This is a genomic window from Salana multivorans (assembly GCF_003751805.1).
In the GTDB taxonomy this organism is placed as follows: Bacteria; Actinomycetota; Actinomycetes; order Actinomycetales; family Beutenbergiaceae; genus Salana; species Salana multivorans.
The window spans coordinates 306000-320596 of the sequence record NZ_RKHQ01000002.1; the positions used below are offsets into that span (position 1 = coordinate 306000).

The 14597-nt window shown below is 73.9% G+C and carries 14 protein-coding genes; 10 read left to right on the plus strand and 4 right to left on the minus strand.

Annotation, left to right across the window (positions count from 1 at the left end; translation table 11 throughout):
* Window positions 1–26: 26 nt before the first annotated feature.
* Window positions 27–554: a YbhB/YbcL family Raf kinase inhibitor-like protein gene (locus tag EDD28_RS13655; RefSeq protein WP_123740331.1), complete on the minus strand. Its 528-nt coding sequence runs from the start codon at window positions 552–554 to the stop codon at window positions 27–29.
* 128 nt (window positions 555–682) lie between these two features.
* On the opposite strand from EDD28_RS13655, the gene EDD28_RS18115 reads away from it, so the two are divergent.
* Together EDD28_RS18115 and EDD28_RS13660 are read left to right on the plus strand one after the other, a co-directional pair.
* Complete coding sequence (locus EDD28_RS18115) at window positions 683–808, plus strand: hypothetical protein (protein WP_281272571.1); 126 nt, start codon at window positions 683–685, stop codon at window positions 806–808.
* Between the two features lie 234 nt (window positions 809–1042).
* The gene (locus tag EDD28_RS13660) at window positions 1043–2047 is read left to right on the plus strand and encodes an aldo/keto reductase (protein ID WP_123740332.1); all 1005 of its coding nucleotides are present in this window, start codon (window positions 1043–1045) and stop codon (window positions 2045–2047) included.
* Window positions 2048–2104: 57 nt separating this feature from the next.
* Here EDD28_RS13660 and EDD28_RS13665 read toward each other — a convergent pair whose 3' ends face one another.
* Window positions 2105–4156 (minus strand): glycogen debranching N-terminal domain-containing protein, encoded by a 2052-nt coding sequence (locus tag EDD28_RS13665; RefSeq protein WP_123740333.1) that lies wholly within the window; start codon window positions 4154–4156, stop codon window positions 2105–2107.
* 226 nt (window positions 4157–4382) lie between these two features.
* Here EDD28_RS13665 and EDD28_RS13670 point away from each other — a divergent pair, with 226 nt between their 5' ends.
* From EDD28_RS13670 to EDD28_RS13705, 8 genes are all read left to right on the plus strand, one after another.
* On the plus strand, window positions 4383–5441 hold the full coding sequence (locus EDD28_RS13670) for a LacI family DNA-binding transcriptional regulator (protein WP_245968086.1): 1059 nt from the start codon (window positions 4383–4385) through the stop codon (window positions 5439–5441).
* A 124-nt stretch (window positions 5442–5565) separates the two neighbouring features.
* Window positions 5566–6849, plus strand: coding sequence for a sugar ABC transporter substrate-binding protein (locus tag EDD28_RS13675; RefSeq protein WP_123740335.1), 1284 nt, complete (start codon window positions 5566–5568; stop codon window positions 6847–6849).
* Between the two features lie 40 nt (window positions 6850–6889).
* Window positions 6890–8014 (plus strand): carbohydrate ABC transporter permease, encoded by a 1125-nt coding sequence (locus EDD28_RS13680; RefSeq protein WP_123740336.1) that lies wholly within the window; start codon window positions 6890–6892, stop codon window positions 8012–8014.
* 68 nt (window positions 8015–8082) lie between these two features.
* Window positions 8083–8901: a carbohydrate ABC transporter permease gene (locus EDD28_RS13685; protein ID WP_245968146.1), complete on the plus strand. Its 819-nt coding sequence runs from the start codon at window positions 8083–8085 to the stop codon at window positions 8899–8901.
* Between the two features lie 65 nt (window positions 8902–8966).
* Entirely contained in the window at window positions 8967–9323 is a 357-nt protein-coding gene (locus EDD28_RS13690) for a nucleotide pyrophosphohydrolase (RefSeq protein WP_123740338.1), read from the plus strand.
* Between the two features lie 147 nt (window positions 9324–9470).
* Window positions 9471–9812 carry a cupin domain-containing protein gene (locus EDD28_RS13695; RefSeq protein WP_123740339.1) on the plus strand — a complete coding sequence of 114 codons (342 nt, stop codon included), beginning with the start codon at window positions 9471–9473 and terminating at the stop codon, window positions 9810–9812.
* 164 nt (window positions 9813–9976) lie between these two features.
* Window positions 9977–10201, plus strand: a complete 225-nt coding sequence (locus EDD28_RS13700) for a DUF5302 domain-containing protein (protein WP_123740340.1) — start codon at window positions 9977–9979, stop codon at window positions 10199–10201.
* A gap of 36 nt (window positions 10202–10237) precedes the next feature.
* Window positions 10238–10951, plus strand: coding sequence for a hypothetical protein (locus EDD28_RS13705; RefSeq protein WP_123740341.1), 714 nt, complete (start codon window positions 10238–10240; stop codon window positions 10949–10951).
* Here the strand turns inward: EDD28_RS13705 and EDD28_RS13710 are convergent, their stop codons facing one another.
* Both EDD28_RS13710 and EDD28_RS13715 read right to left on the minus strand, forming a co-directional pair.
* A complete protein-coding gene (locus EDD28_RS13710) occupies window positions 10952–11740 on the minus strand; it encodes an endo alpha-1,4 polygalactosaminidase (RefSeq protein WP_123740342.1) in 789 nt (262 codons plus the stop codon).
* Window positions 11741–11780: 40 nt separating this feature from the next.
* Window positions 11781–14318: an NB-ARC domain-containing protein gene (locus tag EDD28_RS13715; RefSeq protein ID WP_123740343.1), complete on the minus strand. Its 2538-nt coding sequence runs from the start codon at window positions 14316–14318 to the stop codon at window positions 11781–11783.
* Window positions 14319–14597: the final 279 nt, after the last annotated feature.

Below are 14597 nucleotides of genomic sequence, written 5' to 3' on the forward strand. Positions count from 1 at the left end.
GCGGCCGCGGACCGACCGGCCGATCGCTACCGCTGGTAGGTGGCGGTGAGGACGCCGCGGGCGATCGTGTGGAACAGCGCGGTGAACGAGACGGCCGTCGGCGACGTCTCCGGCTCGAGCTCGAGCGTGTCGACGTCGAGCGCGTGCACCGCGAAGACGTACCGGTGCGGACGGTCGCCCGGCGGGGGAGCCGCGCCCTCGTAGGCGTGGTCGCCGCCGTCGGCCCGGACGTGGAACGCCGCGCCCGGGAGGGTGAGGTCGCTCTGCCCCTCGCCGCGCTCCAGCTCGGTCACGGCCGCGTCGAGGTCGACGACGGTCCAGTGCCAGTAGCCGGCGGGCGTCGGCGCGTCGGGGTCGAAGCAGGTGACGAGGAACGACTGCGTCTGCGGCGGGAAGCCCGACCAGGCCAGGTGCGGGGAGACGTTGCCGCCGTCGGCGGCGAAGTCGTCGCCGAGCGGCGCGCCGTCGATGAGATCGCGGCTCGTCACCTCGAAGGAGGGGACCGGCGGGAGCTGGTCGTACGGCGGCGGGGGCACGGGGCGCTGCAGGTCCATCGCTCCAACGTAGTCCCCGGGACCTAGGTCCCGGAATCGCCTCGCGCAGCGGAGTATCGGCGAGATCACAGGTCGACTCGCGGTATTTCCCTCGACCCATAACGGTCTCGTCTCTACACTTGAGACAGATGGACGACGAGGCGTCGAGACCCGACGCCGAGCACCGAGAAGGAGATGACCATGAGCACCACGAGCACGCGATCCGTGTCGGCCTCGCGGTCTCCCCGCTCGCGCCGCCGCAACTGGCTGCGTGACGGATGGACCGCCCCCGCCGGACACGTTCGTCGTACCCCGGAGGACAGGTTCGTCCTGATCCAGGCAGGAGCGATGCGCGCCGGGCTCCGCTGAGCCCGGGGACGTCCCCCTGACGGCTGCCGGCACCGACCGGCACGAACGAAGCCGCTGTCGCGATGGAGATCCTCCATCCGGCAGCGGCTTCGTCGTGCTTCCGGCGGGGGTGCGCCCGCCCGGCTGGGTAGGTTGGGGGCATGGAGAATCGTCCGTTCGGCCGCACCGGCCGGAACGTGTCCGTCGTCGGCCTCGGGACCTGGCAGCTCGGTGCCGACTGGGGCGAGGTGAGCGAGGACGCCGCCATCGCCGTCCTGGCCGCGGCGGTCGCCGACGGCGTCACGCTCCTCGACACCGCCGACGTCTACGGCGACGGCCGGTCGGAGTCGCTCATCGGCTCGTTCCTCGCCGAGCGCCCCGAGGTCCGCGGCGACGTGCTCGTCGCGACGAAGATGGGCCGGCGCGCCGCGCAGGTGCCGGAGAGCTACGTCGCTCCCGCCTTCCGGCAGTGGGTCGACCGCTCGCGCGCGAACCTTCGCGTCGACACGCTCGACCTCGTCCAGCTCCACTGCCCGCCGAGCGAGGTCATCGCCTCCGACGCGGTGTACGACGCGCTCGACGCCCTGGTGGCGGACGGCTCGATCGCGGCCTACGGCGTCTCGGTCGAGACGTGCGAGCAGGCGCTCGCGGCCATCGCGCGTCCCGGCGTCGCCTCGGTGCAGATCATCCTCAACCCGTTCCGACTCAAGCCGGTCGAGCTGGTCCTGCCGGCGGCGCGGGCGGCCGGCGTCGGGATCCTGGCGCGCGTCCCGCTCGCGTCCGGGCTGCTGTCGGGCCGCTACACCCCCGCGACGACCTTCGGCGCCGACGACCACCGGACGTTCAACCGCCGGGGCGAGGCGTTCGACCGGGGCGAGACCTTCTCCGGGGTCGAGTACGAGACGGGGCTGCGCTGCGCGAGCGAGCTCGCCGCCGTCCTGCCGGACGGGATCGGCCTGGCCGCCGCGTCGCTCGCCTGGATCGTCTCCCGGCCCGGCGTCACGTCGGTCATCCCCGGCGCCCGGACACCCGGCCAGGTCCGGTCCAACGCGGCCGCGGCCGCGCTGCTCGAACCGGGCAGCGGCTTCGACGTCGACGCCTTCGACGCCGTCGTGCGCCGGGTCTACGACGAGCACCTGCGCGCGTCGATCCACCCGCGCTGGTAGCGCGGCGCGTCCAGCGGCGCGCAGCGCGCGGGGCCGCGGCGCGCCGACGGTGCGCGGCTACGGCGCGGCGACCGCCTCGTCCGTGACGCGCACGCCGCCGTCGGCGTCGCGCTCGACGCGCCACGTCCGCCCGCCGCACACGACGCCGCTGACCGAGACGGCCCCGCGGGTGGCGCTCGGCGCGACGGTCGGAGCGCCGTCCGTCCCGACGCTCAGCCCGAGCCGCGACTGCAGGACGGTGACCGCCGACGCGGCCGACCACGCCTGCGGGTGGCACGCCGCGGGGTAGGCGACGACGCCGGGCGTCGCTGCGGCCGGATCGCCCCCGAACAGCTCCGGGAACTGGAAGTCGACCAGCTCCGCCGCGGCGAGCAGCCCGTCGGCGAGGACCGCGGCGTGCCCGTGCAGGCCGGCGCGGGTCAGCCCGAGGATGGCGATCGCCGTGTCGTGCGGCCAGACCGACCCGCGGTGGTACCCGAGCGGCCAGTAGCCGGCCATGTCGTCCGACAGCGTCCGCAGCCCGTACCCCGACGACATGTCGGGCGCGACGAGCCGGTCGGCGAGCACCGCCTCCTCGTCGCGGGAGAGCAGCCCGGTCCCGAGCAGGTGCCCCATGTTCGACGTCACGGAGTCGACCAGCCGCCCGTCGCGGTCGAGCGCGATCCCGACGTAGGGACCGTCCGCGTCGGTCGTCCAGAACCGGTCCCGGAAGCGCGCCGCGAGATCGGCCGCCCACGTCCGCCACCGCTGCGCCCCCGGCCGCCCGAACCGCTCGAGCAGCTCGGCGCCGCCCATCGCGGCCTCGTAGGCGTAGGCCTGGACCTCGCTCAGCGCGATCGGGCCCTGCGCCAGCCGCCCGTCCCGCCACTGGACCGAGTCGCCGGAGTCCTTCCAGCCCTGGTTCGCCAGGCCCGTCCCGGTCCGGTCGATGTAGTCGAGGAAGCCGTCCCCGTCGCCGTCGCCGTGGTCGCTCAGCCAGGCGAGCGCGCGCTCGAGCGGGTCGAGCAGAGCCGCGACGTCCTCCTCGGCCATGCCCCAGCGCCACGCGTCGTGCAGGAGGCAGATCCACAGCGCCGTCGCGTCGACCGTCCCGTAGTACAGCGGCGGGAGCGTCGTGCCGTCGGCGAGCGCGAGCGGCACGGCCCGCACCTCGTGCAGGATCTTGCCGGGCTGCTCGGCGGTCCGCGGGTCGTCGACGACGCCCTGGCCGGCGGCGAGCGTGCGCAGCGTGCCGCGGGCGAGGTCCGTGCCGAGCGGCAGCAGGAGCCGCGCCGCCCAGAGCGAGTCGCGCCCGAAGAGCGTGAAGAACCACGGCGCGCCCGCCGCGAGGAAGACGTCCTGCGGCGCGCGCTCCCAGGACAGGCGCAGCCCGGCGAGGTCGCCGAGGGACCGCTCCAGCAGGCGCGGGATGCGCGGGTCGTCGGCGGTCACGACGGGGACGGACCACTCGACGTCCGCGCTCACCGGCGCCCGCACCACGCCGCCGGGGTTCGCGGTCTCGATGGCGACCCGCACGCGCGCCGGGGCGCCGGTCGCCGCCGTCAGGGTCCAGGCGAGGTGCGCTCCGCCGTCCGGGTCGAGCCTCGCCGACGCCTCGGGGGCGTCGACGACGACGCGGGGGCCCTCGGGCGTGCCGGCCGTGAGGCGGGAGCCGACGGGGGAGTCGTCGACGCCGAACCGCGCGGGCGTCGTCGGGAGCCCCTGCTTGACCTCCTCGAGCGTTGCGAAGTCCGTCGCGAGCGCCAGCTCGACCGTCCCGGTGACGGGCTCGGCCGTCGAGCACAGGAGCTCGAGCTCCACCTCGACGCGGCCGGGGGAGACCGTGAGCGTGCGGCGCAGCAGCGCCGTCGGGTCCGGCCCGGGGCCGTCGACGGCGCGCGCCGCGTAGACGGCCTCGGCCGAGCGCGGCCGGCCGGGGACTGGTCCCGCGGCCACCGGCTCGGGCTCGCCGCCGGCGATCGTGAGCTCCAGCCGGCTGAGCATGCGGACGTCGCCGTGGTACACGCCCTGGGCTCCGCTCGCGCGGAGCTGGCCGTCCGTCGCGGTCCACACCTGGGTCGGCGCCGCCGCGACGGGGCGGAGGTCGTGAAGGAACGGCTGGAGCGACATCGGGCGGGACTCCTTCGGCGCGGGCGTCGGTGACGCTTCGGTAACGCTGTGGCCGATGCACTTGACACGCTCTCACGGGTCGGGCAATCTCAAGCCACTTGATCGATCAAACCAGAACCACCGTAGCGGACCGGGGCGTCGATGCAACAGTCTCCCGGAGCAGATGGCGGGGGCGGGTCGACCGGCGCGGGTGCCGACGACGAGAACACCAGGGGAGGAGGTCGACGTGACCGAGAAGCGTCCGACGCTCGCGAGCGTCGCGGCCCAGGCCGGGGTGTCCCGGCAGACGGTCTCGAACGTGCTCAACGCGCCCGACCTCGTGCTGCCCGACACCCGCCGCCGCGTGCTCGAGGCGATCGAGGCGAGCGGCTACCGCCGCAACCACGCCGCGCGCCAGCTCCGGACCCGCCGGTCCAACCAGATCGGTCTCGCCGTGCGCCCCGCCGGCGACGGCGCCTCCCGCCAGGTGCTCGACCAGTTCCTCCACGCGCTCGTCGAGGAGGCGCAGCGCCTGGAGTACCGCGTCGTCATGTTCTCGGTCGAGGACGACGCGGCCGAGATCGAGGCCTTCGCCTCCCTCATGGCGACCTCGGACATCGACGGCTTCGTCCTCACCGACACCGACGACGACGACCCGCGCACCGCCTGGCTGACCGAGCGCGACGTGCCGTTCGTCGCGTTCGGCCGCCCCTGGGGCAACGCGGACGCGGCCCACGCCTGGATCGACGTCGACGGCGCCGCCGGTGAGCGCGACGCGACGACCCACCTCGCCGACCTCGGCTACCGCCGGATCGCCTTCCTCGGCTGGACCGAGGGCGGGTCCGGCCGCGACCGGCGCGCCGGCTGGCTCGCGGCCCTGAGCGAGCGCGGCCTGGCCGGCGACCCGCTCGAGCGGTTCGTCGACGGCGACTCGACCGCCGGCGCCGCGAGCGCCGCGCGGGAGCTGTTCGACGCCGGAGCCGACGCAGTCGTGTGCGCGTCGGACGCCCTCGCCATCGGGGCGCTCGTCACCGCCCGCGAGCGGATCGCCCGGGGCACGCTCCGCGCGCCGATCGGACTGGTCGGGTTCGACGACTCACCGGTCGCGCAGGCGCTCGGGCTGTCCAGCGTCGCCCAGCCGATCCGGACCGTCGCGCAGCTCGCCGTCCGCTCGCTCCTCGACCAGCTCGCCGGCCTCGACGTCGCCCAGGTCCACGAGCTGGTCGCGCCGGTGCTCCGGCCGCGGGCCAGCTCGCGGTTCCGCCTCGACGAGAACGACGACGAGGAGGCCCCGGCGGCTCCCTGACGCGTCGGCGCCGCTCCCGGCCGGCCGACCAGCCCACCCGTCCACCCACCGACCAACCCCGATCGACAACCTCTGAACGACGGCCGGTCCCTCAGCCGGTCGCCCTCGATGAATGGAGACACCGATGTCCACCACCAACCGACGTCTCGGCCTCGCGGTCACCGCGACCGCCGTCGCGCTCGTCCTCGCCGCCTGCGGTGGCGGCGGCTTCGACGACGACGGCGGGTCGACCGACGCCGCCACCGACTCCACGGCAACGACCGACGGGGGCGACTCCGGGACGGACGAGGGCTCGGGCTCCGGCCTCGACATCCTCATCGCGTCCTCCGGCGACGCGGAGACCGCGGCGGTCCAGGACGCCGTCGCCGCCTGGTCCGCGTCCTCGGGCGTCGAGGCCTCCGTGCGCGTGGCCTCCGACCTCAACCAGGAGCTCGCGCAGGGCTTCGCGGCGGGGACCCCGGCCGACATCTTTTACGTGAGCACCGACGCGTTCCCTGGTCTGGCCGCGAATGGATCGATCAAAGCGTACTTCGACGAGCTCGGGAACAAGGCCGACTTCTACCCCACGCTCGTGGACTCCTTCACCTACGACGGCACGCCGTACTGTGCCCCGAAGGACTTCTCGACGCTCGCTCTCGTCATCAACGACGACCAGTGGGCGGCGGCCGGCCTCACCGAGGCCGACTACCCGACCGACTGGGCGAGCCTCAAGACCGTCGCCGAGAAGCTCGCGACCGGCGAGTCGACCGCGCTGAGCTTCGGCCCGGAGTGGCAGCGGATCGGCACGTTCATGGCCCAGGCGGGCGGCACGCTCGTCGAGGACGGCGCCGCCGTCGTCGACTCGCCCGCGAACACGGAGGCGCTGACCTACGTCAAGGACCTCATGTCGGCCGGCCTGGTCAGGTACCCGGCGGACATCGGCGCCGGCTGGGGTGGCGAGGCGTTCGGAACGGGTGCGGCGGCCATGACGATCGAGGGCAACTGGATCGTCGGCGCCATGAAGGCCAACTACCCGGACGTGAGCTGGACGGCGATCGAGCTGCCGTCCGGCGCGGCCGGCAAGGGCACGCTCCAGTTCACCAACTGCTGGGGCATCGCGACCGACTCCGACCAGCAGGCCGACGCGGTCGAGCTGGTCGAGTTCCTGACCTCCGCCGAGCAGCAGATGGCGTTCGCGAACGCGTTCGGCGTCATGCCGTCGATCTCGACGGTCGCCGACGAGTGGAAGACCGCGTTCCCGGAGCAGGAGGCGTTCCTCGCGGGCGCCGACTACGCGCAGGGCGTCCCGCCCGTCCAGGGCATCGCCGACGTGCTGTCCGACTTCAACTCCCAGCTCGAGACGCTCAGCTCGACGGACCCGGCGACCATCCTGACGTCGGTCCAGGGCAACCTCCAGGCGATCCTGTAGTCGGTCGGGCCCCGGCTCGACCGACCCGGACGGAGTCGACATGACCGCAACGACGCCGACACCGGAGGCGACCAGCGTCGTCGCCCCGCGGCGGGGTGCTCCGGCACCCCGCCGCGGGGGCGGGCGCTCCACCTCCCGGAACCTCGCGGGCTGGGTGTTCGTCTCACCCATGCTCCTCATCCTCGGGCTGTTCCTCGTGCTCCCGATCGTCATGGCCGCCTGGGTGTCGATCTCCGACTGGGGTGGCCGGGGCAGCCCGTTCGCCTCCACCGTCGGGTTCGTCGGGGGCGAGAACTACCAGAAGCTCCTCACCGGCGGCGGCCTCGCGCAGAAGGACTTCGCGACGTCGCTGCGCAACAACGCCTACTACGTGCTCCTCGTGGTGCCGCTGCAGACGGCGCTCTCGCTGGGGCTCGCGGTGCTCGTGAACCGTCGGGCGCTGCGCGGACGGGGGTTCTTCCGGACGGCCTTCTACTTCCCGTCCGTCACCAGCTCCGTCGCGATCACCGTGGTGTTCCTGTTCCTCTTCACGGCCTCGGGCGCGGTCAATCGGGTCCTGGCCTGGGTCGGCATCCACGGGCCGAACTGGGTGAACGACCCGCGCGGTGTCATCCACATCGTCCTCGGGGTGTTCGGCGTCGACTCGCCGCCGCCCGCGCTCCAGTCGGCACCCCTGCTCGGGCTGCCGTGGTGGCAGTGGATCGCGGGACCGAGCGTGTCGATGTGCGTGTTCATCTTCATGGCGATCTTCACGACCTCCGGGACGTTCATGCTGCTGTTCATCGCGGCGCTGCAGAACATCTCTGGCGAGATCGACGAGGCCGCCCAGGTGGACGGAGCGAACGGCCGGCAGCGGCTGTTCCGCGTCACGATCCCGATGCTCCGCCCGACCATCTTCACCGTCGTGACGCTCGGGCTCATCGGCACCTGGCAGGTGTTCGACCAGATCTACACCGGGACCCAGGGCGGCCCGGCGAAGACCACGCTGACGCCGGCGTTCCTGTCCTACCAGACGTCGTTCATCAGCCAGAACTGGGGTCAGGGCGCCGCGATCGCGTTCATCCTGTTCGCGATCATCGTCGCCCTGACGGTGCTGCAGCGGTTCGCGCTGCGCGAGCGGGGCGTCCCGCGTCGCAAGCGGTTCACGAAGGGAGACGCGGCATGAGCGCCGTCCAGACGGTCGACGCCCCGGTGCAGCGGACGGAGCGGACGCGGGTCGTGTCGCCGGGGGTCATGGCGGCGACGTCGCTGACGTACGCACTGCTGGTGGTCCTCGCCATCATCTACGTGTTCCCGTTCCTCATCTCCGTCGCGACGTCGTTCAAGCCCGATGCCGAGGCGACCCAGAGCCCGCTCTCGCTCATCCCCGAGACGTTCACGACCGCGGCCTACGAGCGGCTGTTCCTCAACTCGGACTTCCCGCTGTGGTTCCGCAACTCGGTCATCGTGGCGATCGTCGTGACGGCGGGGCGGATCTTCTTCAACTCCCTCGCGGGGTACGCGCTGGCGCGGATCCCGTTCAAGGGGCGGGGGATCATCTTCGGCGCCCTCGTGGCCGTCATGGCGGTGCCCGGCGTCGTGCTGCTCATCCCGAAGTTCCTCGTCATCAAGCAGCTCGGGATCTACAACTCCTTCGCCGGCCTCATCATCCCGCTGCTCGCCGACGCGGCCGGCATCTTCATCATGAAGAACTTCTTCGAGTCGATCCCGCCGTCCGTCGAGGAGGCGGCCCGGCTCGACGGCGCCGGCACGTTCCGCACGTTCTGGTCCGTCGTGCTCCCGATGGCCGTCCCGGCGCTCGTCACGATCTCGATCCTGTCCTTCCAGGGGTCGTGGAACGAGCTGTCGCACTTCATCATCGCGTCGCAGTCGCCCGACCTCGTCACGCTGACGAAGGGTGTCGCGCAGCTCTCGTCCGGCACGCTCGGGCAGGGGACGCAGTACCCGCTCAAGCTCGGGGCGGCGGTCATCATGACGATCCCCGTCGCGATCCTGTTCTTCGTCTTCCAGAAGCGGATCATGAACGCGTCGGCTGGGGCCGTGAAGGAGTAGGGAGCCCTCCCGCGCGTGAGGCGCGCGCGTGAGGCGCGCCTCCGGGGGTGCGGGAGGATGGTGGCGTGAGCGAGTACCGGGACCTGGTCGACGCCGTCCGGGAGTTCAGCGAGGAGCGCGGGTGGACGCCGGTCCAGACGCCGAAGAACCTCGCCATGGCGATCTGCGGCGAGGCGGGTGAGCTCGCGGCCGAGCTGCAGTGGGTCGAGAGCTCCGAGAGCGTCGACCTCCTCGCGGCCGACCCCGAGCTGCGCCGCCGGGTCGCCGACGAGATGGCCGACGTCCTCATCTACCTCACCCGGATGGAGAGCGTCACGGGGATCGACCTCGTCGCGGCCGCCGAGGCCAAGCTCGCGCGCAACCGGGAGCGGTTCCCCGTCGGGGCGCCCTACCGCCTGCGATCCGATCGCCACAGCTCCTGAGTCCGCGTCGTCGTGCCGCGTCCCGGCGCGTCTCCTGGTTCGCCTCCTGGCGCGCGTGCGCCGCTCCCGCCGGTGCCCTTGCGCGCCGCGGGAGGATGGACGTGACGAGGGCACGACGGAGCTGGTGACGGGACGGAGGTCGGGGCCATGGCAGACATCGCGGGACTGACGACGACGGCGCTGGAGGCCGCCCGCGTCCATCCGCACGGACGGCACGCCGAGCTGGTGGCGCACGACGGGGAGCTGCGCCAGACCCTGCTCGCGCTCGTGGCGGGCGCCACGCTCGGTGAGCACAACTCCCCGCACGCGGCGACGATGTTCGTGCTGCGCGGGCGCGTCCGCGTCCTGGTCGACGAGCGGGTCCAGGCCGAGCTCGGCGAGGGCGAGCTGTGGGTGCTGACGCACGAGCGGCACGCCGTGGCGGCGCCGGAGGACGCGGTGTTCCTGCTGACGACCGTGACCGGTGTCGGCGAGCCGTCCCACGGGTAGCTCGTGGCGACGGGCGCGGTGCCGGTCGGGCGGCTCGGGAGCCGAGGTCGGCTGCGGCCGCGCGGGGACGCGTGGTGGTCACCACGGAAATGCCTGGTCAGGAGCGCCCCGGTGGGCGATGCTCGAGACGAGGGCCGCGCCGGCGGCCAGGAGAGGAGCTGGTCATGACCGAGAGCTCGAACCCGGAGACGACGAAGCCCGCCGACGGCGAGGCGGCTGAGTCCGCCGAGACGCCCCAGGACGCGAAGGCGAAGTTCCGCGCGGCCCTCGAGGCGAAGAAGGCGCGCCAGGCCGGCTCGCCCGACGGCGGACGCGCGGGCGGGGCCTCGTCGGCGCACGCGCACGGTGCCGCCGGCGGACAGAAGATGTTCCGGCGCAAGTCGGGCTGACGCGCCGGGAGGGACTGACCCCTAGACTGACGGCCCGTGACTACTCCAGCCATTCAGCAGCACCTGTCGACGCCCGAGGGTTTCGCGAAGTCCGTCGCCGCCCGGCGACCCATCCAGGGGGCCGCGCTGGCCTGCCTCGCGCTGGGGATCGGCGGCATCGCGATGAACCTGTTCCAGCTCGGCAGCGCGAGCGACTGGGACTGGAGCCTCATGATGCGCTTCTTCTGGGACGCGCAGGCGATCGAGTTCACGGGCTCGCGGTCCGGTCGTGCCGAGGCGTGGCGGTACGCCTACGTCTACGGGCCGATCGTGCTGCTCCCGCTGGGGCTGATCCTGCTCGGCATCCACCTCGCGACGAGGTCGAAGTCCGCCGCGGGCCTCTACGAGGCCTACCGCGAGCGGGGCTGGGTCGGACGTCAGTGGGCCGTGGGGCTCACGGTGCCGAACGGCAACGCGAAGGTCGCGATCGCCTTCGTCTCGCACCCGAGCGTGCCCGACGCCGCCTTCGAGGCGGCCGGCCACCGCTACGCGGCCTACCTCGACTCGCTCGACAAGAAGGCGCGCAAGGCCGCGACCACCGCGGCGGTCAAGGCCGGCGTGCTCACGGGCGTCAGCGCCGCCGCGCTGCTGCCCGACCTCGATCCGGCGATCCTCGCGGCGCCGCTCCAGCCCAAGGGGGACTTCGTCGTCGTCGTACCCCCGGCCGCGGGCGGCAAGGGCGCGACGCAGGTGCTCCCGATCCGGGAGTAGTCAGGGGCAGCGCTCGGCCACGTGGGCCGCGTCGCCCGAGGGGGCGAGGAGCCGGTCGCGCAGCACCGACCGCTCGGGCAGGATCCCGGCCGCGCACATCGCCCGGTACGCCGCCGGCTCGACGTACTCGACGTCGAGCACGACGTCGTAGACCGCCTCGTACGTCGCGCACTCCTCGTACTGGCCGCACTCCTCGGCCAGGACGAGGTCGAAGCCGGCCGCGCGCCCTCGCTCGGCGAGCTCGGCGGCGTTCTTCTGCGCGACCGCGAGCCCGTGTCCGTGCGCGACGTCGATGAGCAACCGGGCCAGGGCGAGGTTGTCCTCCGGCGTGAGTGCCCCGTCCGAGCGCAGGTAGGAGTCGAGGTTGTCGAGCTCGACGGCATCGAACCCCGCCTCCGCGCAGTGAGCGACGAGCCGGGCCTGCCGGTCGGCGATCCGCTCGCGGTTCTCGGCCGTCGACGTGTCGAGGATGCGCTCGTCGGGCCAGCCGGGATCGACGAGCTGCTCGCCGTCGTCGTCGAGGACGAGGAGGCCGGCCCAGCTGTCGGCCTCGCCGGGCTGGGTCTGGAACCCGTTGACGTAGCAGACGTTGTAGCGGCCGTCGGCGACCGGGTCTCCGCTGTCGCGCACCACGATCGCGACGTCGGGCGCCGGTTCGTACGCGCCGCCGAGCTGGTAGTCGAAGCCGCCGGTCGCGGGCGGCAGGCGCGGGGACGTGGCCGACGCGGCGCAGCCGGACAGGAGCGCCAGCGCGCCGCACAGGGCGAGAACGCGGGGGGCGACGGCCATCGGGCCACCCTAGCCCCGGGCCCGGAGGTGCTGCGGGGCATCATGCGGCGCCGAGCGCGGCCCTCGCCTCCTCGACCTCCGCGCCGCCGGACTGCGCGAACGCCTCGACGCACGCCGCCAGCAGCCCCGCCCGCTCGCTCCCCGCGGCGTGACGACCCAGCCGGAGCAGGGCGCGGGCCTGCTCGTAGGTGAACGAGGCGCGCGCCGCGACGTCGAGTGCCCGTCGCCAGGCCCGCCCGGCGCCGTCGCGGTCACCGTTCGCCTCGAGGGCATCCCCGAGCGCGAGCAGCAGCGTCGCCCGCTGGCTGGGGTCGAGGCTCTCGTCCTCGTGCTCCCGGGCCGAGCGCAGCAGGGCGAGCGCGCCGTCGACGTCGTCACGAGCGAGCGCGACCAGCGCGAGAGCCGTCAGCGCCTGCGTGACGACGCGCTCGCTCCGTCCCTCGGCGAGTGCCAGCCCCTCCCGCGCCGCGGCCTCGGCGCCGTCGAGGTCGCCGAGCGCGAGGAGCGGGTCGGCGAGGTTGGCACAGGCGACGGCGGTCACCGGGACGGGGACCTGGCCCGAGGCGCGGGCGAGCTCGATCGCCTCGCGATGCTCGCGGACGGCGCCCGCGTGGTCGCCGAGACGGTGCCGGGCGATCGCGGCGTTGTCGCGGACGACGACGCGGATCATGTCCGCGTCCGGCACGTCGGCTGCGCCGCGGGCGACGTCGAAGAACGCCTCGCGCGCCCCGGCGAGGTCGCCCGCCCGACCCCGCACGATGCCGATGGAGTTCTTCGCGCCCAGCACCATCCGGGGCAGGCCGGCTGCCTCGGCGTGCGCGAGGACCGTGTGGAGCGTCGGCATCGCCTCGGGGCTGCCGACCGCGACGAGCGCCTGGACGAGGAAGCCGTGCGTCACCGCGAGGGCGCCGGCGTCGCCGAGCTGCTCGGCCGTGGCCACGGCGTCGCGGAAGAACGCCTCCGAGAAGGCGAGCGACGTCTGCTCCTGGACGAACCGGCCCACGGCCTCGGTGACGTCGACGACGAAGCCGGGCGCGCGCGGTCGCAGCGCGCGGACGACGTCGACGAGGTGGCCCAGCTCGGAGCGCAGCCACGCCGTCCCCTCCGGGCCCGTCATCTCCCGGACCGTGCGGGTCGGCGTGCGCGAGCGGAGCACGGCTCCGGCGTAGACGGCCTCCGTCGCGCTCCACGCCTGCTCCAGCATCTCCGCGGCGAGGCGGTCGAGCGCGTGGTCGCGCTGCGCCTGCGCGTCCTCCTCCCACGACCGCGCCGAGGCGAAGGAGCGCACGAGCACGTGCAGGCCGATCCGGTCCGGTGCCGGTCGTCCCGCGCAGTGCAGCCGCAGGAGCTCGTCCGTCGTCCGCCTCGTCGCCTCGGGGCTCTCGTCGAGCAGCGCGGCGACCTGGACGAGCGACAGGTCCTCGCACGGCTGGGTCGCGAGCAGCCGCAGCGCACGGCGTGCCCCCGGCGAGAGCGAGGTGTAGGAGCCGGCGATCGCGTCCTGGACGACGAGGTCGAGCTGGATCGTGTCGCCGCGGCGGCGCAGGGCCTCGCGGTGGTCGGCGAGCGACCAGGTCGGCTCGGCCGAGACCCGCGCCGCGACGAGGCTCGCGGCCAGGGGGAGCCCCCCGGTCAGGCCGACGATGTCGGCGGCGGCCTCGGGCTCGGCGTCCACCCGCTCGTCGCCGACTCGGGCGCGCAGGAGGGTCAGCCCGTCGTCCGGGTCCCAGGCGCCGAGCTCGAGCACGCGGACGGTCGCGGCCGGCGGCAGCGCGGAGGACGGCGACGCGAGGATCCCGGTCAGCGGCAGCGTGACCCGGCTCGTCATGATGATCGGCGCGCGGGGGCACCAGCGGACGAGGTCGGCGACCTGCTCCTTGGTCGCGACGTCGTCGAGAAAGAGGCCGATCCGGCGGGCGGTCAGCGCGTCCGAGATGCGGCCGATCCGCAGCCGCGGCGTGCGCTCCGTCCCGACCAGGCCGAGCGCCCGCTCGATCGACTCGACGATGGCGGTGAGGCTCGCGGGGCGGGCGGTGTCGGTACCGCGGACGTCGACGGTGACGACGTCGGTGATCTCGCGCCGCGCCACGAGGCGGTCGATGGCCTGGCAGGCCAGCCGCGTCTTGCCCGCGCCGCCCATGCCCGCGATGAGGAGGCGACGGGCTCCGACGACGAAGCCGAGGTCCTCCTCGCGGCCGACGAACGGGTCGGAGAAGGTGGACGTGCCGAGGTGGGCCGAGACGACCGCGTCCGACTGGGCCAGCCGCGGCAGGTCCTCGCACCACAGCTTCCACGTGCGGACCTCGTCCTCGTCGGCGCCGAGCGCGCGGACGATGTCGGCCACGAGGTCGGCGTCGATGCGCCGTCGTCCGCTGCGGAAGCAGTCGTAGACCGTGACGCGGCCGGGCAGGCGGACGGACGGGGCGACGCCGCGGGCCTCGCGGAGGGCGCCGACGCGACGGGCGAGCTCGGTGTACGTGGGGGAGCCCGCCTGCTCCCGCCGCGTGCGCAACCGGACGGCGAGGTCGTCGAGGGTGGCGGGGGCGTCCAGGGTGTCGGGGCGCCGGGCGTGCTCCATGGACCTCCGATCTCGCGAGCCCCCTGCGCGGATGTAGGGATGCTAGGCCACCGCGTTCGGCGTTCGGAGGACGCGCCCCGCGTTCGGGGCGTTCGGGTTCGGCGGCCGCGCGGGAACTCGGATCGGCCCGTCAGCACACTGAGTCCCACCCGGTCACCCGGGTGCTCAGACGTGTCGACAGGAGACCTCCGTGAACAAGACGAAAGACCAGCGCGGACGCGCGTCCGACCGCGGACGGCTCGGGCCGGGGCGGTCCGGGCGGGGACGACCGGCGTCGCT

Bases quoted from the DNA above. Each gene is read 5' to 3' on its own strand.
- EDD28_RS13680 (WP_123740336.1), top strand. From the start codon at position 6,890: ATGACCGCAACGACGCCGACACCGGAGGCGACCAGCGTCGTCGCCCCG.
- EDD28_RS13660 (WP_123740332.1), top strand. From the start codon at position 1,043: ATGGAGAATCGTCCGTTCGGCCGCACCGGCCGGAACGTGTCCGTCGTC.
- EDD28_RS18115 (WP_281272571.1), top strand. From the start codon at position 683: ATGGACGACGAGGCGTCGAGACCCGACGCCGAGCACCGAGAAGGAGAT.
- EDD28_RS13695 (WP_123740339.1), top strand. From the start codon at position 9,471: ATGGCAGACATCGCGGGACTGACGACGACGGCGCTGGAGGCCGCCCGC.
- EDD28_RS13655 (WP_123740331.1), bottom strand. From the start codon at position 554: ATGGACCTGCAGCGCCCCGTGCCCCCGCCGCCGTACGACCAGCTCCCG.
- EDD28_RS13675 (WP_123740335.1), top strand. From the start codon at position 5,566: ATGTCCACCACCAACCGACGTCTCGGCCTCGCGGTCACCGCGACCGCC.
- EDD28_RS13665 (WP_123740333.1), bottom strand. From the start codon at position 4,156: ATGTCGCTCCAGCCGTTCCTTCACGACCTCCGCCCCGTCGCGGCGGCG.
- EDD28_RS13715 (WP_123740343.1), bottom strand. From the start codon at position 14,318: ATGGAGCACGCCCGGCGCCCCGACACCCTGGACGCCCCCGCCACCCTC.
- EDD28_RS13685 (WP_245968146.1), top strand. From the start codon at position 8,083: ATGGCGGCGACGTCGCTGACGTACGCACTGCTGGTGGTCCTCGCCATC.
- EDD28_RS13710 (WP_123740342.1), bottom strand. From the start codon at position 11,740: ATGGCCGTCGCCCCCCGCGTTCTCGCCCTGTGCGGCGCGCTGGCGCTC.
- EDD28_RS13700 (WP_123740340.1), top strand. From the start codon at position 9,977: ATGACCGAGAGCTCGAACCCGGAGACGACGAAGCCCGCCGACGGCGAG.